We start from the raw sequence: 17,912 nt of genomic DNA on the forward strand, positions 1-17,912 counted from the left end.
GATAAAAATTTAAGAGTGTGGGTAACCCCACTCAATGATAAGTTGAGGAAACATCATGAAAAAGAGTGTTATTGCACTATTAGGCTTAGCGGTTATTTTAGGCGGTTGTTCGAACAAGGTAAGCTACGGTGATGCACAAGCAGTAGAAACCACGACAATCGATTTCGGTTCAACTGACCTTCAAACTATTGCTGGTGAGATGGTTGATAGCATGATGGCTTCTGGTTCAGTGTCTTACATTACTCGTGATCAGCGTCCAATCGTGTTCGTAGAGCGAATCAAGAACAAAACAAGTGAGCACATTGATACTGAGTCAATCACTGACACAATCAGTACTAAAATGCTGAACTCTGGTAAGTTCCGTTTCGTTGACATGGACCGTGTAGAGTCTGTTCGTGACCAACTAAACTTCCAAAACAACGATGAGCTAGTGAACCAAAGTTCTGCGATTCAGTTCGGTAAGATGGTTGGTGCTCAGTACATGCTGTACGGCAACCTATCAAGCATCGTTAAGAAAGCGGGCAGCGACGAAGACGTGTACTACAAAATGACCATGCGTCTGATGGACCTTGAGTCTGGCTTGATCGAGTGGGCTGACGAGACGGAAATCCGTAAGCAGCAATCTAAGAGCCTACTAGGTCTTTAATTTCGCTTAACTGCCAACTTTGAACACTTACTTTTGAAAGTGGATGAGTTGGTTACACGCCAATTCAGTACATGATGTGCCGATATTTGAAGACACTGGCTCTGGTCAGTGTCTTTTTTGTAGGGAAACGAAGACGTTTATAGGGAATGAGTAATGGCAATTTTCTCTTGGTCTGAGGCTAAGCTTCTTGATACCAGTTTGAGTTCGCTTGATGGCTATTTTTCGCAGCCGCCAGTGAAGGCTCAGACACTCACCGGTGGTCTGACTAACCGATGTTGGAAGCTGGTTTCTGTTAATGGCGCTGAATATGTGTGGCGTCCGATCACACCAATTACCAACGCCTTCTTTATTTCCCGCCATGAAGAGTACCAAGTGTTGTCTGCCATAGAGCGTCTCGGTATTGGACCAAGCCCGATAGTGGTGAATGAGCAGGGCTTACTGGTTGAATGGGTTGCTGGGGATACGCTATATGAAGGGTTAGATATTGATGACCTTCTGAAAACGCTTATCTCTGTGCATCTGGTTAACACCGCACGATTACCAATTAAGCCGTTTAGTTTTACAGCGAGAGTTGACCACTACTGGCTTCAGCTTGATGCCGTTCATAAGACCGAAGCCTACAGCACCATTTATAAAGAGTGGCGCACAACGCCAAGTATCCCGAGTGTTGAGCTCTCCTTATGCCACTTTGATCTCGGCGGTTATAACCTGGTGAAGAACAGTGACGGGATTAAAATCATTGATTGGGAATACGCGGCAATTGCTGACCCTAGATTAGATTTAACTTTAACCATTTCAGTTGCAGATGCCCGGGTGCAAGAAACGGTTGAAAAGTATTGTCAGCTGCGCGGTATTCACGATGTTCAGCTTTGGCTAGATGGTGTAAAAGCGTGGTTACCACGAAGTCGAATGATGGCGATGTTGTGGTATTTGCTCGCTCACCAACTGTGGGGAGATGAAAGTTACCTACGTGAAGCTGAGGCTCTGAGTCACACTTTTTGTAGCTAGGATCACGTTTAGGAAGTGAAAAATATAATTTCGATGGTCTTCCCTTTAAAACCTTGTTTTTCATGTTAGATTGATCAAAACGTACCAATATTCAATGGGGGAGGTACAATGATTATCTATCTTCACGGCTTCGACTCAACAAGCCCAGGCAATCACGAAAAAATACTGCAGTTGCAATTCATTGATGATGACGTTCGTTTTATCAACTACAGTACTTTGCATCCAAAGCACGACATGCAGCACCTACTGAAAGAGGTGCACAAAGTGATAGAGCAATCAGACGACCCACATCCAATTATCTGTGGTGTTGGTTTAGGTGGTTTTTGGTCTGAGCGTATTGGCTTCTTGTGTGGTATCAAACAGGTTATTTTCAATCCAAATCTTCAACCTGAGAACAACATGGTAGGCCGTATTGACCGTCCTGAAGAGTACGAAGATATTGCGACTAAGTGTGTGGAACAGTACCGCATGAAAAACAAAGGTCGCTGCCTAGTGGTGCTTTCTCGAGAAGATGAAATTCACGACAATAGCAAAACCGCTGCTGCACTCGAAGATTACTACGATGTTATTTGGGATGAGAAAGAGAGCCATAAATTCAAAAAGATCTCTCAACATCTTCAAGCAATAAAAGCTTTCAAAGACGCTTAAGACTTCTAGTATTTTATAAAAAGCGGCACTCAATGAGTGCCGCTTTTTTTATTTTGAATGAAACGTTACTATTGATGATGCTGTCGTAGCTGCTATGTTGATAAGTTTGCGCAAACGTTAACTATTTAGCGGTGAATCCTCATTGAGGGTAAGGATTTTAGTTGCGGTCATCGGTTTGCTATATATAATGTTCGAAAGCAAAATATTTTGATAAATATCAAAAAAATTGAGAGCGAGTGATAAAACTTGCCCATCATTTGTGTACTGCCTCTATGGTCGTCACCTTTTTTATCCACGTGAGCAAGTCGACAAGCGGATGTTTGTTGCTTGTAATCCCTCTAACTACTCGGTGAGCTGTCGTTATTCTTTTTCGCGGTTATCCAATATGTCACAGCCGTATGTAAAGGCCGGGTAGATACATAGAATTTATCGGTTGGAGTAATCGAGCCGAACCCTATTTATTCATTTTGTAGAGGATTGTCATTGTGACAAAAATTATCGTAGTAGGCGGCGGTGCTGGTGGTTTAGAACTAGCAACTAAGCTTGGCCGCACTTTAGGTCGTAAGAAACGTGCCCAGATTACACTGGTAGACCGTAAAGCAAGCCACCTATGGAAGCCATTACTTCATGAGGTAGCAACTGGCTCTCTAGATGAAGGTGTTGATGCGTTAAGTTACCGCGCGCACGCAAAAAACCATTACTTCGATTTTCAAATGGGCAGCCTGAACGATATCGATCGTGAGCGTAAACTGATTGCACTCAGCGAGCTGAGAGATGAGCACGGTGAACTGCTGATGCCAAGCCGCGAGCTTGAATACGATATTCTTGTTATGGCATTAGGTTCAACGTCTAACGATTTCAATACTCCTGGCGTTCGTGATAACTGTATTTTCCTTGATAGCCCAGAGCAAGCTCACCGTTTCCGTACTGAAATGAACAACCAGTTCTTAAAGCTGCATGCTAAGAACGGTCAAGGCACGGTAGACATCGCCATTGTTGGTGCGGGTGCCACTGGTGTAGAGCTGTCGGCTGAGCTTCACAACGCTGTGAAAGAGCTTCGTACCTACGGTTTCGGCGACCTAGACTCAAGCAAGTTGAACGTAAACCTAGTAGAAGCGGGCGAGCGTATTCTTCCTGCTCTTCCACCTCGTATTTCAAGCGCTGCACACTCTGAGCTGACTAAGCTTGGCGTGAACGTTCGTACCAATACTATGGTGACGCAAGCAGACGCTGATGGTTTAACGACTAAAGATGGCGACAAAATTCCTGCTCAAATTATGGTTTGGGCAGCAGGTATCAAAGCGCCAGATTTCATGAAAGATATTGGTGGTCTTGAAACTAATCGTATCAATCAACTGGTTGTGAAAAACACGCTGCAAACGACGCTTGATGACAACATCTTTGCGATCGGTGACTTGGCGCAATGTACACAAGCGGATGGTTCATTTGTGCCACCTCGTGCTCAAGCGGCTCACCAAATGGCAAGTTGCGCATTCAGCAATATCATTGCTAAGTTGAACGGTCGTGACCTGAAAGACTACATCTACAAAGATAAAGGCTCACTAGTATCGTTAAGCCGTTTCTCTACAGTAGGTAGCTTGATGGGTAACCTGACCAAAGGTTCGATGATGGTTGAAGGTCGGATTGCTCGTATGGTTTACATCTCTTTGTATCGAATGCACCAGATGGCGCTTCACGGAATCATTAAGACATCTCTAATGATGTTGGTTAGTCGTATTAACCGTGCTCTACGTCCAAATCTAAAGCTTCACTAATTAGTTAGCTTTTCGAGGAAGAGTTAAGCTTTCAAAACGCTTAACGCTAATAGTAAAAAAGAGCTCTTCGGAGCTCTTTTTTGATCGTATCAGTTAAGTGGTAGCCTTGTTGGTGATTGCTAAGCCACCGGCGGCAATACCGAGTAAACGACCCCATCTTTTGGTTTACCGTTGAAGATAAAGCGATTCCTGGCAATGGTCTCTCGCCCTGCGCCGCACTTTTCTATGAGCCTTTGGCTTGGTAGGTTTTCGGTGTCACAGACTATCTCTAAACGTGTTAGCTTGAGCTGAGCAAAGCAAAACTCAAACAGAGCTAGCATCGCTTCCTTTGCAATGCCTTTTCTTTGAAATTGGTCGCCAACCCAATACCCTAAACTCGCCATATTAAAGGTGTGGTAAAGCTCATTGATTGCCACCATGCCAACCAGCTTGTCGCTTTTTCTTTCGAAAATGCCAAAGCCAAACGCATCGGCTTTCACCCAGTTTAAGCGAGTGGCGAGAATGAACTTTTCAGCTTCCGCGATAGAGAACCGATCATGACACCAGTCGACCCAAGGCAGTAAGCTAGGGGAAGACTTGATCAGTTGAGAAAACTCGTGAGCGTCAGAAGGCTCAATAATTCTTAGGTTAAGGTTTTGAGTATTGATCTGGAAGTCGGGGCTCATAGGGCGTACCAATTAAATTTGTAAGTACCTGCTGAGAGTAGCCAGCACTTAATAAAACACCCTCACAATGGAGGGCGTTTTGAATGATTAGTAGGAGTATAGTTCGGGTGCTAACAAACCAACTAGCTTCGTCGCTATATCACTTGGGCTGTTTACTCAGCAACGCGACGAACTTGAATCACCATGCCAAGGAGCGGGTGGTCAAGATAGTGAGTCTCAGTACTGCGCATGCGACGTTTTTGCTCCATACGGTAGCTCTTGAGGAACTCTTCCACTTCAACCGTTGGAGAGATTTCCGTTAGGTTACCTACTTGAACATTGCTCTCAGCACCGTTTACTGGAGAGTCGAGTTCGATTTGCTGTTCTTGCAGCTTCACTTCACGAACGCTTGGTGCTTTCAAATCCAGAGTGGTTTCAGCGTATAGGTAGTGCTGAACATAGATTTGTAGCTTGCCGTCTAGTTCGTAAAGCGGCTTGTCGATAGTCTCTTCTTGGAAGCCATCTGCAGATGCCGTTACTGCGCCTTTTTCTGAACCGTCAGCATTGAACTGTTTCGAGAAGTCTTTACCTGCTTGAATGTGAAATACAGGTGCTGAGCTCTTCCCTTGATCGCCTTGACGCCAAGCCGTATGCATCAATACTTCAAAGCCAGCATGCTGCTTTAGCTTATCTTTCTGAGGTGTCAGTTTGTACTCCGAGTAAGGGAGCATCTTTACCCCTTTACTTGCTCGGTACTGGGTGTCCTGAAATGAACCAACGCGCTCAAGTGAAATCTTTGGTTGGGTATTAGGCCAAGACTCATTTACCTTCTCGGCATCAACTGCGCGCTTAAAAATGATCACTTCTATATCAAATTGTCTCTGTGCCAAACTTGGCAGTGAGACGAACAATAGTAGCAGTGGGATCAGTCTTTTCATTTTTACTCCGTTTTCCAGCCGCACTACCGGCTGGATAAATTATATGTGTAAGTGGATTAGGCTTTACGCTGAAGGCAGTAAGTTCTGTCTGAATTCGCCCAATAAATCACTAACAAATTGAATTCGCTTGCGTCTGTCGACCAATGGTATTGTAAACTTGAACTTAGTTGGCCCTTCCATTGAAAACTTTTGCGGTTGAGATTGCAACAGTTTAACAAGGTAGTTTGGGTTTATGTCAGCATCCGGGTAGAATTCGATAAATCCGCCTTTATCGTGCGCTTCAATTTTCTTCGCTTTGATAGAGGCCGCCGCTAACTTAAGCTCGGAAACCGATAATAAGTTCTTGGTTGCGTCAGGAAGAATACCAAAGCGGTCGATAAGCTCGACTTTCAGCTCCGCAAGTTCATCCGTATCACTCACGCTCGCAATACGTTTGTATGTTGATAAGCGTGTGTTGATGTCTGGAATGTAGTCATCTGGCAATAGCGCTGGGATGCGCATCTCAATCTCAGTTTGCTCACGTAACAGATCGTCAAGTGATGGCTCTCGACCTTCTTTCAAGGCCTCAACCGCTTGCTCAAGCATCTCCATATACAGCGTGAAGCCGACAGATTGGATTTGACCACTCTGTTCATCACCCAACAGCTCACCGGCACCACGAATCTCTAAATCGTGTGTTGCGAGAGTGAAGCCTGCGCCCAAATCTTCCAGAGAGGCAATCGCGTCTAATCGTTTAATTGCATCTTTGGTCATCGCTTTCGGATGCGGTGTTAGCAGGTACGCATAAGCTTGGTGGTGAGAACGACCTACGCGACCACGCAATTGGTGAAGCTGTGCTAAACCAAGGTTGTCGGCTCGGTCCATCAAGATGGTATTGGCTGTCGGAACATCGATACCGGTCTCAATGATGGTTGTGCACACCAGCAGGTTAAAGCGCTGGTGATAGAAGTCATTCATGATGCGTTCTAGTTCGCGCTCTCGCATTTGCCCGTGAGCGACCGTTACACGCGCTTCTGGAATCAGCTTTTGTAATGACTCTGCGGTTTTCTCAATGGTATCGACTTGATTGTGGAGGAAGTAAACCTGACCACCACGCATGATTTCACGGAGTACTGCTTCTCTCACTACTGCATCATCACTTTGACGAACAAAAGTTTTGATAGCTAAGCGTCGCGCTGGCGGGGTAGCAATGATCGATAGGTCACGCATCCCACTCATCGCCATGTTAAGTGTTCTTGGGATTGGGGTCGCAGTCAGCGTTAGGATGTCGACATCGGCACGCATCGCTTTTACTTTCTCTTTTTGACGGACACCAAAGCGGTGTTCTTCATCGACGATCAGTAGGCCAAGGTCTTTGAACTGGATATCACTAGAGAGCAGTTTGTGAGTACCGACTAGGATATCAACCTTGCCGTCTGCGACATCTTGCATGATCGCTTTTTGCTCTTTAGCTGATTTGAATCGAGAAAGTACTTCAACACGGATCGGCAAATTCGCGAAACGGTCTCGGAAGTTTTCGAAGTGTTGTTGAGCAAGTAGGGTAGTTGGAACCAGAACCGCTACTTGTTTACTGTTATCGGTACACACGAAAGCGGCGCGCATCGCCACTTCGGTTTTACCAAAACCAACATCACCACACACTAAGCGGTCCATGGCTTTTGCTTGGCACATGTCAGACATAACAGCATTGATTGCCATTGCTTGGTCATCGGTTTCTTCAAACGGGAAGCCAGCTTTGAAGGTTGCGTATTGCCCGCGATCCAAAACAAATTTGTAGCCAGGTTTAAGTTCGCGCTTGGCGTAGACATCCAGCAGCTCTGCGGCAACGTCACGCACTTTTTCAGCGGCACGCTTACGCGCTTTTTGCCAAGCCTCACCACCTAGCTTGTGCAGTGGTGCTGATTCTTCGGCACCACCGGAGTAACGCCCAATAAGGTTCAAAGAAGCAACTGGCACGTATAACTTGGCATCGTTTTGGTACTCAAGCGTAACGTATTCGGTTTTCATGCCGCCGGCTTCGAGGGTCTGCAGGCCTATGTAACGACCAATACCGTGGTCAATGTGCACAACAGGTTGACCTGGTTTTAGCTCCGCAAGATGGCGGATAACCGTATCGCTATTAACGCTTTTCTTATCTTTTTTACGGCGTTGAACAACGCGGTCGCCAAGCAAGTCACTTTCACAGATAAGTGCGATGTTTTTCTCTTCGTGAACAAAGCCGTGTTCAGCTGAACCTATGATCAGGCTGAACTTGTCCTTGGCCTTGACGGCTGCATCGAGGTTTTCTACTTCGTTTGGTCGTACTTTTATACCGCGCAGTAGTTCGCTTAGTGCCTCACGGCGACCCTCTGATTCAACCGAAAAAACAACCTTGCCATCGAAGGCTTCAGTGAATTTTCTTAGGTTAGCCAAAGGCTCTTTGTTTTGGTGTTGAACGCTGAGATCAGGCAGTGACGTAACCGGAAGGTTGATGCGTCCAGCTTTCTCTTCAATAGACTCTAAGCTCAGGTTGACCTGTGGCTTTTGCTTGAAGTGTGCGAACAGTTCATCTTTTTTCAGCCAAAGCTGTTCTGGCGCTAGTAGAGGACGTAATGGATCGACCCCACGCTGATCATATCGATGAGCGACATCTGTAAGGAAAGAGTCAACGGCGGTCTCGACGTCACCTAAAATTAAAATCTGTGCTTCGTCAGCGACATAGTCAAATAGTGTTTCAGTGTGATCGAAAAAGAGAGGCTGCCAGTACTCAATACCAGCAGGCCATGTGCCTTTAGATACCTGCATGTAAACCGATTCTGGTTCTCGACGTGCATCGAATTGTTGACGCCAACGAATGCGGAAATCTTCTATCGCAGTTTCAGAAGTTGGGAACTCGTGAGCTGGTAAGAGTCGAATTTCAGAGATGTCCTCGATAGAACGTTGGTTCTCTGGATCGAAGGTTCGGATTGTGTCGATCTCGTCATCAAAGAAATCGATACGATAAGGGTCTTTACTGCCCATCGGGAACAGGTCAAGAATAGAACCACGGCTTGCGTATTCTCCCGGGCCAAATACTTGGTCAACGTGACGATAGCCAGATTTTTCAAGCTGCAGGCGCAGTTTCTCTAGTGAGTAAAGATCACCAGTTTTCACCATTAGAGTGTACTGTAGTAAGAAGTCACGTGGTGATTGGCGCTGGAGTAGCGTGCTGATCGGCACGATCGTGATGCCGTCTTTTAAGGTCGGCAAGGCATAAAGGCGCGCGATACGATCTGAAATGATCTCTTGGTGTGGTGAGAAGCTGTCGTAAGGCAAAGTTTCCCAGTCTGGGAATAGTGCAACTTCGCTCGCTGTAAACTGTTCAATTTCAGATTGCAGCTTGAGTGCGATTTGTGGATCTGGCACAGCAAGTACGGTATGACTGTTGTGTTGCTCTGCGAGTTTAGCAATAGCAAGAGCGAGAGATGAACCCACAAGGTTACCAATGTGCTTTTTGTCACCGGCTCCTTTGAGGGTTGGTAGGGTAAAAATAGATTGTTTGGTCATGTTAATTTACTTGTTATCTCGGTCTAGAGAGCGTTGACGCAAAAGTTTCTGTTGTTGATGAAGTGCCGCTTTGATCAGCAGGTCTTGGTCCGTATCACGAAGATGAACGTATTTGAAGTTGATTTCGAAACCTGAATCTTTAGGTTGGCTTGCAAACACTTCCGCGTAGCAGTAAATTGCTGCGGCAGGGTGTTCCAAAAACAGCTTAGCTTTTACTAAGCGACCTGGTTCGATGTCTGTGTTAGAAAAACAGGAAAATTGGCTCGCACCGAAGGAGTAGGTGTGAGTTCGAAACTTCTCATCATCTTGCTGCGATAACATAAAGCTCAGCAGCAGGTTTAATTTAGAGTTCTGTGCATCCAATAAACTGGTGACATTCTTCAAGTCGCTGTTTTTCAGTTCTGCGCGAGCACTGTCGGCTAATAGGTCCAACTGGCTAAATTCACTCGCCACAACAAAAGGGGCAGGGATCTCGGATTCGAACTGAATTTGAGAGGGTAAAGTGAAGTTACTTTCCATCGGTTCTATATTGGCGGTAAGACTGTGGTGAACAGTGAAAAACTCTTGTTCTGTCATGCGTTAGTTCCTTGAAGTGACCTATTGATTATCACTATGTGGCGGCAGTAATCAAGGTCAGTTAATTGAAACTATCAAATAGTTGTTTGAAATTTGGTGTTTTGACAGGGTTCTGTTTTTCAGGCCTAACTAATTGAGTTAATTCACTCTATATTTTCAATTAACCCCTACACAGTAACAGCAATACCCGTTACATTAACCCGCATCCCTTTTTGATGGTTCAAAGTATGTTTCATCCTATTTCAATGTTTGTTGGCCTGCGTTATTTGAAAGGCCGTTCAGGTGATCGCTTTAGCCGTTTTGTTTCTTATATGTCGACAGCGGGTATCACCATTGGTGTGCTGTCTTTGATTACTGTTTTGTCGGTAATGAATGGATTCGAAGCGCAATTAAAAGACCGAATTCTCGGCGTTTTACCTCAGGCAGTGGTTTATGAGCAAGGTGGTAAGACGCTAATCTCTGAACAGGCCCCTAGTTTTGCTAAGCAGATTTCGCTCAATGGTCACGTTGAACCTATTGTTCGCAGTGAGGCGGTGATTCAGAGCCCTGCTCAGCTGTCAGCGGGCCTTTTGATTGGCATCCAACCCAATTCGGATGACCCACTTCAAGACCACTTAATCGCGGGTAGACTGTCTTCACTAAAAGCTGGGCAATATCAGCTGTTCCTTGGCCACACGTTGGCGAGAAACCTAAAAGTATCGATGGGCGACAAGGTTCGTCTAATGGTGACCAGCGCAAGCCAGTACACACCTCTTGGCCGTATTCCTAGCCAACGTAATTTCACGGTAGCCGGTATCTTTAATACGGGCTCGGATATTGATGCTCAACTTATGGTGACGGATATCCAAGATGCTGGGCGTTTGATGCGTTATAAGTCAGACACCATTTCAGGTTGGCGCCTGTTTTTTGAAGACCCATTTGAAGTCGCGGAACTATCGAGCCAACCCTTACCCGATGGATGGTTGTGGAGTGATTGGCGTGACCAACGCGGTGAACTGTTCCAAGCGGTTCGTATGGAGAAAAACATGATGGGCCTAATGCTTGGGCTGATCATTGGTGTTGCTGCATTCAATATTATCTCTGCGCTGATTATGGTGGTGATGGAGAAGCAATCTGAGGTCGCGATACTTAAAACCCAAGGCATGACCGATGGTCAAGTGATGGGCATCTTTATGGTTCAGGGTGCGAGTAGCGGCGTCATTGGCGCACTATCGGGTGGCGCACTAGGCGTTGTTCTGGCAATGAACCTTAACCCGATTTTAGAAGCGATGGGAGTTGTTCTATTTTCGTTTGGTGGTCAGTTACCTATTTTGATTAACCCAATTCAAATCGCCGTTGTGGTGGTACTCGCTATTGCACTTAGCTTGATTGCTACTATTTTCCCTTCTTACCGTGCATCTTCTGTGAAACCTGCTGAGGCCCTTCGTTATGAGTAATTTTCTTCAATGTAATGATATCCGTAAAACGTACCGTGAAGGCTCGTTGGATACCGAAGTCCTCAAAGGTGTTAGCTTTGAAATTGAAAAAGGGGAACTGGTCTCGATTATTGGCACCTCTGGGTCGGGTAAAAGTACGCTACTACATATCCTAGGGGCGCTTGATGATGCTTCTGCGGGCAGTGTGAGCTTTCTTGGTCAAGACCTAGCGTCTCTGAGCTCGAACAAGCAGGCTAAGCTTCGCAACCGACACCTTGGTTTTGTGTATCAGTTCCATCACTTGCTATCCGACTTTTCTGCACTAGAAAACGTTGCTATGCCATTGCTAATAGGCGGTGAAAAGCCTGCGAAAGCGAAACAAGAAGCACAGTTGCTACTTGATAAAGTGGGGCTAAGTCATCGAGTTGATCACCGACCTTCAGAGCTTTCTGGTGGCGAAAGGCAGCGTGTGGCGATTGCCCGTGCATTAGTCAACAAGCCAGCTCTTGTACTAGCGGATGAGCCGACGGGTAACCTTGACCACAATACTGCGCTTTCTATTTATGACTTAATGCGAGAGTTAAACCAAGAGTACGATACTGCCTTTTTAGTCGTGACCCATGATGGCGAACTCGCAGCTAAAATGGACCGCCAACTGCACATGCAAGATGGTTTGTTGGTTAACGTAGAAAAAGAGGAGAGCTAAGTGTTTTCTTCTTTATCTCTATTGGTAGGCGGCCGCTTCAGCCGTGCTAAACAGCGAGACAAGATGGTGTCTTTCATCTCCTTGTCTTCGACGATTGGTATTGCGGTTGGTGTGGCGGTGATCATTATCGGTCTATCAGCCATGAATGGTTTTGAGCGTGAGCTAGAATCGCGCGTGCTGTCTGTGATTCCACATGGTGAGTTTGAAGGGGTCAATGAACCTGTAACTCGCTGGGAGCATGTGGTAGAGCAGTCCGAAAAAAATGACAAAGTCGTTGCAGCTGCACCTTATGTGAAAATAACAGCGCTGGCTGAAAAGGGCAAAGAACTTAAAGCGATTGAAGTGCGTGGTGTTGACCCACAGCTTGAGCAGCAGGTATCGAGTCTATCAAGCTTCATTGATAAGCAAGTGTGGAGCGATTTCAAAGCAGGACAGCAACAGATCATCTTAGGCTCTGGTGTGGCCAATGTGCTTGGCGCTCAAGTGGGTGATTATTTGACCTTGATGATCCCCACAGTCAACGGCTCTGTTAGGGTTCAGGCGCCCAAGCGGGTACGAGTAAAAGTTGCCGGCTTGCTGACGCTTAATGGACAAATCGATCATAGCTTAGCGCTCATTCCGATTGGTGATGCTCAAGTTTACGCGAACTTGGGTGAGGCAGTGACAGGTGTCTCTTTGAAAGTCACCGATGTACTGAACGCGAACGAGATTGTCCGAGAGGTCGGAAACCAACTTGATGTGTATGTTTACCTGCGTAGTTGGCAACAGAAATTCGGCTTCTTATATCGAGATATTCAACTGGTTCGCACCATTATGTATTTAGTCATGGTGCTGGTAATTGGTGTTGCGTGCTTCAATATTGTCTCGACATTGATGATGGCGGTAAAAGACAGAGCTTCGGAGATCGCAATCCTAAGAACCATGGGTGCTTCCGATGGCTTAGTTAAGCGTATCTTTGTTTGGCAGGGCGTGTTCTCTGGCGTATTAGGTAGCTTAGTTGGCAGTGCGATAGGTGTTTTGGTTGCACTCAATCTGACCACTCTTATTAGAGGGCTTGAGAAGCTGATCGATCATCAATTTCTGTCGGGAGATATCTACTTTGTCGACTTCTTGCCATCACAGCTGAATATGATGGATGTCATTGTGGTATCGGGTACTGCAATCGCTTTAAGTTTGCTGGCGACATGGTACCCTGCATCTCGAGCAGCGAACTTAAATCCAGCTTCTGTGTTGAGCTCCAAATAACAAATCTACTGTTTTGATAGATACAAAAAGGATCCCTGTGGGATCCTTTTTTATTGAATTCAAACTGTATTATCTAAGACTTTCATTACATGCCTATCACCTAATGGCTTATAACTCGTCTGATTTTGATCACTATCCATTAAAAGTGGAGAGTGCGTCAGTATAGATTCACTATCTTGCTTGTCGTTTCTTCCAGCTTCTTACCACTGAGTAGCGCCATAAGCCACGAATGCCGAAATAACCAATTATTGCGGAAATCACACCACAAATCATGCAGCCCAATAAGAACGGAGGCCCGATGGTGCTCATTTGCGCCAAGATAAAGTCCCAAGACAGCTCGAATTGAAAAGCTTGCGGCGGAACATGCATAACGAATGCACCTACTTTATAAGCAAAGTAGAACAAGACCGGCATGGTTACGGGGTTACTGATCCAAACGAGAGCGACAGCCAGCGGTAAGTTAACACCACATACAACGGCTAGGCCTGCAGACATAATCATTTGGCTTGGTAGAGGGACAAACGCCATGAATAACCCAACAGCGAACGCACCGGCCGCGGAGCGACGATTAAGGCACCATAAGTTGGGGTTGTACAAAACATTGCCAAAAACTTTTAATGCTTTCTGACGCTTGATGAGCTCATGGTCAGGCATAAATCGTTTGATAAACTTTCTTGGCATAGGAGGAAGCTACTCTCTTGTTTAACACTTGGTTCTTGATTTCATTTGCTGCGACAGTTGTGTCTGCCAGCTTCTGGCCTGTGATGCCACATTGGGTCTTGGCACCATTGATGCTGTTATTACTAATCGCATCGATAAAGTATAGCGTTTTCCGAGGTACAAGAGGTCTAGCTACTGCGTTGATGCTCGTTGTATGCCTAGGGAATGCGATTGAAATCCAAACAAGTCGCTTATTTCAATCAGTGCAGAATACTACCATAAATGCCTCAGTAGTTAGTCTTTTTAGTGAAAATAACCATGGTTTTGAAAGCGTCGTAGTAGTTAGATCAATTGACGGTGAAAAATTAATCTTTCCTCAATTGATAAAATTGCGATTGTTTACGCCTTTCAAGCTCACTTTGGGTGATGACGTTCATTTGTCGGTAAGTATCAAGTCTGTTTTTGGGAAGCTTAATGAAGCGGGCTTTGACTTGGAAAAGCACCTGTTTAGCACTGGGATTACGGCAAATGCGAATTACCGAGCGAATACTAAATATAGAATCCACTCTAGCAATCATCTACGTGCTCGGTGGTTCGAGCGAAGTCTTGATAATCTTAGCCAGCTAAACAATAACGACCTAATAGTCGCCTTGAGTTTCGGCTACCGAGAGCTTATTCCTTCTTTGCGATGGGAGCTGTTGAAAAGTAGCGGATTGATTCATCTGATGGCGATTTCTGGGCTTCACATTGGTATTGCCTTTGGTATCGGTTATCAGGTGGGGAAGCTAGTGCGTTTGCTGTCTCCTCGGTTGTTGTGGCTTCCGACACTGTTCGGTTTAGGCTTCGCCTATTTCTACAGTTGGTTTGCTGGGTTTACACTGCCGACCCTGAGAGCGCTAGTGATGTGTGTCGTGGCGAGTTACTTTCTGTGGCGCGGACAAAGTATCAGTATGGTTCGCTATGTTCTAGTTAGCTTGTGTATCGTCCTCGTTATTTGGCCTTTTTCTGCGCTATCCAGTAGTTTCTGGCTATCTTTTGGTACATTGGGTGCGGTTCTTTACATCGCGTTCAATAGTAACGCCTCTTCTACAAAAGCTACCTTTATTGAACGAGTGCTAAATCTCATCAAAATACAGGTCATGCTGACCTTGTTAATTGCTCCCTTTTCGATGTTGTTTTTCAAAGGCGTTAGTTTGATTTCGGTCGTCTACAATTTGCTGCTATTGCCTTGGGTATCAATGGTGATGATACCTTTGCTGTTTTTGTCGATGTTTCTAAGTTTGATCACTAAGTCTTTAATTGGGCGGAGCGACTCAATGGCTCGTTTCTCTACGCAGTTATGGAAACTGGTTGATTTATCACTTGACCCCTTGGTGTTTAGCTTGCCTTTTTCTGAACAGTTTTGGATTCAGGTAGATAATCACGTAACCGTGCTGCTCGTTTTTCTTATCTTATTCTTCGTTTTTATTGCTCGATACCTTAGACATGGAGCAGCTGCTGTCATCATTTCTGTATTCCTGTTGTGGTGGGAATTTGGCAAAGTTAAACAGGACAGGTTAACTATTGATGTTTTGGACGTAGGGCATGGCTTGTCTCTCATCCTTGATAAGAACAGTCACGTGGTAGTGTACGACTTAGGCAACGCGTGGCCGGGAGGGTCGATGGTCGAGTCACTATTGATTCCTACTTTATCGCAAAGAGGTATTGATGAAATTCAAGGAGTGATCATTAGCCATTTCGATTCTGACCACGCTGGCGGTTACCCTGCATTGCTTGAGAGCTATCAACCTGAATGGATAAGAGCTAGCCAAAGTTTGAATCATCAAATGAGCTCAGTTGTTCAAGCATGTACGTTAGGTGAAGTGTGGGAATGGCAGAGCGTGCAGTTCGAGGTGTTGTGGCCTCCAAAACTAGTGAATAGGGCGTATAACCCACATTCTTGTGTCATACGAATTATTGAACCAGATTCGGGCTTTTCGATGTTGCTTACGGGTGATATTGAACTCGTGAGTGAGTGGTTACTTGCTCGGGAAGGCGAACACCTTCAAAGCGATGTCATGTTAGTGCCTCATCATGGCAGTGACACTTCATCTATTACACCTTTCATAGAAGCCGTTTCACCAAAGTTAGCAATTGCTTCGTTGGCAAAAGGTAATCAATGGGGGATGCCAAGTGAGTCTGTCATTCAACGTTACCTAAAAAGTGGAAGTGCCTGGCTTGATACGGGTGAAAGTGGACAAATAACCATCACTATTGACCAAGAAGGTTGGCATTATCATACGATTAGAGAAGAACAAGGGCGGCAGTGGTATAGGCAGATGCTTCGTAAGGGAGTAGAATAGATAGACTATTGTGAGAAAATTAAGCGATTTTATGTCAACACAAACAGATGAAACTACCTGGGTCACATTTAAACGACTTTGGACTTATATTCGACTATATAAGGCTGGCCTTGGTGTTGCGGTTATTGCGCTTATTGTTAATGCCGTCTCTGATACCTACATGATTTCTTTGCTAAAGCCATTACTTGATGAAGGCTTTGGCAGTGCAGAATCTGATTTCCTACGCACACTTCCTCTTATTATCTTTGCCATGATGTTCATTCGTGGCGTCAGTGGCTTCGTATCTACCTATTGCTTGAGCTGGGTTTCTGGCAATGTGGTAATGGAAATCCGCCGTAAAATATTCAGTCACTTTATGCATATGCCAGTCTCTTTCTTTGATAAAGAGCAGACGGGTGCGCTGCTGTCTCGAATTACCTACGATTCAGAGCAAGTTTCTGCAGCAACCAGTAAAGCACTGGTGAGTATTGTTCGTGAAGGCGCAAGCATCATTGGCTTATTGACCTTGATGTTTTGGAACAGCTGGCAGTTGTCTTTGGTTCTATTTGCGGTTGCTCCACTGGTAGCTTGGGCAGTCAGCATAGTATCGAAGCGATTCAGAAAGATTTCTAAAAACATGCAAACCAGCATGGGTCACGTTGCTTCTTCAGCAGAACAAATGCTGAAAGGGCACAAAGTGGTGCTTACTTACGGCGGTCAGGATTTAGAAAAACATCGCTTTGATAAAGTAAGTAATCAGATGCGTCAACAGAGCATGAAGCTAGTAACAGCTCAAGCGGCCGCAAACCCGATCATTCAGATGATTGCATCGGTTGCTATTGTTGTTGTACTTGTCTTGGCGAGCGTTGATTCAATTAAGGCTGAGCTAACGCCGGGTACGTTTACGGTCGTTTTCTCAGCAATGTTTGGCCTAATGCGTCCACTAAAAGCATTAACTAACGTAACCTCTGAATTCCAACGTGGTATGGCTGCAAGTACGACACTGTTTGGCTTGATGGACTTAGACACAGAGCAGAACACAGGTACATTGAAACCTGAAACAGTAAGTGGCGATGTTGCAGTAAAAGACGTGACCTTTACTTACGAAGGCGCCGAGAAGGCTGCACTCGATAATGTTAGCTTTAATATACCTAAAGGTAAGACGGTTGCACTTGTTGGGCGTTCGGGCTCAGGTAAGAGTACCATTGCTAATCTATTTACTCGTTTCTATGACGTAGACTCGGGCTCTATTGAACTGGATGGCCATGATATTCGTGATTACGAACTGAAAAACCTGCGTGAACACTTTGCTCTGGTTTCTCAAAACGTACACCTATTCAATGACACCGTTGCGAACAATATCGTTTATGCTGCTGAAGAGAAGTACTCACGCGAACAGATCGAACATGCTGCTAAGCTTGCTCATGCGAGTGAATTCATTGAGGGCATGGAAAATGGTATTGATACGGTAGTGGGTGAAAATGGTGCGAGTTTGTCTGGTGGTCAGAGACAACGTATTGCGATCGCTCGAGCACTATTGAGAGACGCGCCAGTTCTGATTCTTGATGAGGCGACGTCTGCGCTCGATACTGAGTCAGAAAGAGCGATTCAATCTGCATTAGAAGAACTGCAAAAAGATAAAACTGTGTTGGTTATTGCTCACCGACTATCGACGATCGAACAAGCTGATGAAATCTTAGTGGTTGATGATGGTCAGATTGTAGAAAGAGGCCCTCACGCAGAGCTAATTGCTCATGATGGTGCCTATGCTCAACTGCATCGAATTCAGTTCAGCGGATAAGATT

Annotated in this window: 14 protein-coding genes; 9 read left to right on the forward strand and 5 right to left on the reverse strand. The window is 45.3% G+C overall.

All coding sequences use genetic code 11. The features are described from left to right. Positions 1-55: 55 nt before the first annotated feature. From lpoB to A3712_RS03550, 4 genes are all read left to right on the forward strand, one after another. Positions 56-646, forward strand: coding sequence for a penicillin-binding protein activator LpoB (gene lpoB, locus A3712_RS03535; protein ID WP_004741952.1), 591 nt, complete (start codon positions 56-58; stop codon positions 644-646). Between the two features lie 153 nt (positions 647-799). Next, the gene (locus A3712_RS03540; RefSeq protein ID WP_063522311.1) at positions 800-1,654 is read left to right on the forward strand and encodes a phosphotransferase; all 855 of its coding nucleotides are present in this window, start codon (positions 800-802) and stop codon (positions 1,652-1,654) included. A 108-nt stretch (positions 1,655-1,762) separates the two neighbouring features. Further along, complete coding sequence (gene ycfP, locus A3712_RS03545; RefSeq protein WP_063522312.1) at positions 1,763-2,302, forward strand: alpha/beta hydrolase YcfP; 540 nt, start codon at positions 1,763-1,765, stop codon at positions 2,300-2,302. A 485-nt stretch (positions 2,303-2,787) separates the two neighbouring features. Further along, on the forward strand, positions 2,788-4,077 hold the full coding sequence (locus A3712_RS03550; protein WP_063522313.1) for an NAD(P)/FAD-dependent oxidoreductase: 1,290 nt from the start codon (positions 2,788-2,790) through the stop codon (positions 4,075-4,077). 119 nt (positions 4,078-4,196) lie between these two features. On the opposite strand, the gene A3712_RS03555 is transcribed toward A3712_RS03550, so the two are convergent. The 4 genes from A3712_RS03555 to A3712_RS03570 form a co-directional block, all read right to left on the reverse strand. Beyond that, the gene (locus A3712_RS03555; RefSeq protein ID WP_063522314.1) at positions 4,197-4,742 is read right to left on the reverse strand and encodes a GNAT family N-acetyltransferase; all 546 of its coding nucleotides are present in this window, start codon (positions 4,740-4,742) and stop codon (positions 4,197-4,199) included. 152 nt (positions 4,743-4,894) lie between these two features. Further along, complete coding sequence (locus A3712_RS03560; RefSeq protein ID WP_063522315.1) at positions 4,895-5,659, reverse strand: peptidoglycan binding protein CsiV; 765 nt, start codon at positions 5,657-5,659, stop codon at positions 4,895-4,897. Between the two features lie 63 nt (positions 5,660-5,722). Continuing rightward, positions 5,723-9,184 carry a transcription-repair coupling factor gene (mfd, locus tag A3712_RS03565; RefSeq protein ID WP_063522316.1) on the reverse strand — a complete coding sequence of 1,154 codons (3,462 nt, stop codon included), beginning with the start codon at positions 9,182-9,184 and terminating at the stop codon, positions 5,723-5,725. A 6-nt stretch (positions 9,185-9,190) separates the two neighbouring features. Beyond that, entirely contained in the window at positions 9,191-9,760 is a 570-nt protein-coding gene (locus A3712_RS03570; protein ID WP_063522317.1) for a hypothetical protein, read from the reverse strand. 227 nt (positions 9,761-9,987) lie between these two features. Here A3712_RS03570 and lolC point away from each other — a divergent pair, with 227 nt between their 5' ends. The 3 genes from lolC to lolE are packed head-to-tail and all read left to right on the forward strand — an operon-like array spanning position 9,988 to position 13,126. Next, on the forward strand, positions 9,988-11,196 hold the full coding sequence (gene lolC, locus A3712_RS03575; RefSeq protein ID WP_063522318.1) for a lipoprotein-releasing ABC transporter permease subunit LolC: 1,209 nt from the start codon (positions 9,988-9,990) through the stop codon (positions 11,194-11,196). Further along, complete coding sequence (gene lolD, locus A3712_RS03580) at positions 11,189-11,881, forward strand: lipoprotein-releasing ABC transporter ATP-binding protein LolD (RefSeq protein WP_063522319.1); 693 nt, start codon at positions 11,189-11,191, stop codon at positions 11,879-11,881. Before lolC ends, lolD begins: the two co-directional genes overlap by 8 nt. Then, on the forward strand, positions 11,882-13,126 hold the full coding sequence (lolE, locus tag A3712_RS03585; RefSeq protein ID WP_063522320.1) for a lipoprotein-releasing ABC transporter permease subunit LolE: 1,245 nt from the start codon (positions 11,882-11,884) through the stop codon (positions 13,124-13,126). It abuts the gene before it with no gap. A gap of 171 nt (positions 13,127-13,297) precedes the next feature. Here lolE and A3712_RS03590 read toward each other — a convergent pair whose 3' ends face one another. Then, positions 13,298-13,807 (reverse strand): DUF2062 domain-containing protein, encoded by a 510-nt coding sequence (locus tag A3712_RS03590; RefSeq protein WP_063522321.1) that lies wholly within the window; start codon positions 13,805-13,807, stop codon positions 13,298-13,300. A gap of 215 nt (positions 13,808-14,022) precedes the next feature. Between A3712_RS03590 and A3712_RS03595 the strand changes: the two genes are divergently transcribed. Further along, positions 14,023-16,128 carry a DNA internalization-related competence protein ComEC/Rec2 gene (locus tag A3712_RS03595; protein WP_443083574.1) on the forward strand — a complete coding sequence of 702 codons (2,106 nt, stop codon included), beginning with the start codon at positions 14,023-14,025 and terminating at the stop codon, positions 16,126-16,128. Positions 16,129-16,159: 31 nt separating this feature from the next. After that, positions 16,160-17,908: a lipid A ABC transporter ATP-binding protein/permease MsbA gene (gene msbA, locus A3712_RS03600; RefSeq protein WP_063522323.1), complete on the forward strand. Its 1,749-nt coding sequence runs from the start codon at positions 16,160-16,162 to the stop codon at positions 17,906-17,908. Positions 17,909-17,912: the final 4 nt, after the last annotated feature.

Origin of the sequence: Vibrio sp. HI00D65 (genome assembly GCF_001635455.1) — a bacterium.
Taxonomy (GTDB): Bacteria; Pseudomonadota; Gammaproteobacteria; order Enterobacterales; family Vibrionaceae; genus Vibrio.

Excerpts from the sequence above, each read along its gene's own strand:
- lpoB (WP_004741952.1), top strand. The coding sequence starts at position 56 with ATGAAAAAGAGTGTTATTGCACTATTAGGCTTAGCGGTTATTTTAGGC.
- A3712_RS03540 (WP_063522311.1), top strand. The coding sequence starts at position 800 with ATGGCAATTTTCTCTTGGTCTGAGGCTAAGCTTCTTGATACCAGTTTG.
- ycfP (WP_063522312.1), top strand. The coding sequence starts at position 1,763 with ATGATTATCTATCTTCACGGCTTCGACTCAACAAGCCCAGGCAATCAC.
- A3712_RS03555 (WP_063522314.1), bottom strand. The coding sequence starts at position 4,742 with ATGAGCCCCGACTTCCAGATCAATACTCAAAACCTTAACCTAAGAATT.
- A3712_RS03560 (WP_063522315.1), bottom strand. The coding sequence starts at position 5,659 with ATGAAAAGACTGATCCCACTGCTACTATTGTTCGTCTCACTGCCAAGT.
- mfd (WP_063522316.1), bottom strand. The coding sequence starts at position 9,184 with ATGACCAAACAATCTATTTTTACCCTACCAACCCTCAAAGGAGCCGGT.
- A3712_RS03570 (WP_063522317.1), bottom strand. The coding sequence starts at position 9,760 with ATGACAGAACAAGAGTTTTTCACTGTTCACCACAGTCTTACCGCCAAT.
- lolC (WP_063522318.1), top strand. The coding sequence starts at position 9,988 with ATGTTTCATCCTATTTCAATGTTTGTTGGCCTGCGTTATTTGAAAGGC.
- lolD (WP_063522319.1), top strand. The coding sequence starts at position 11,189 with ATGAGTAATTTTCTTCAATGTAATGATATCCGTAAAACGTACCGTGAA.
- A3712_RS03590 (WP_063522321.1), bottom strand. The coding sequence starts at position 13,807 with ATGCCAAGAAAGTTTATCAAACGATTTATGCCTGACCATGAGCTCATC.
- msbA (WP_063522323.1), top strand. The coding sequence starts at position 16,160 with ATGTCAACACAAACAGATGAAACTACCTGGGTCACATTTAAACGACTT.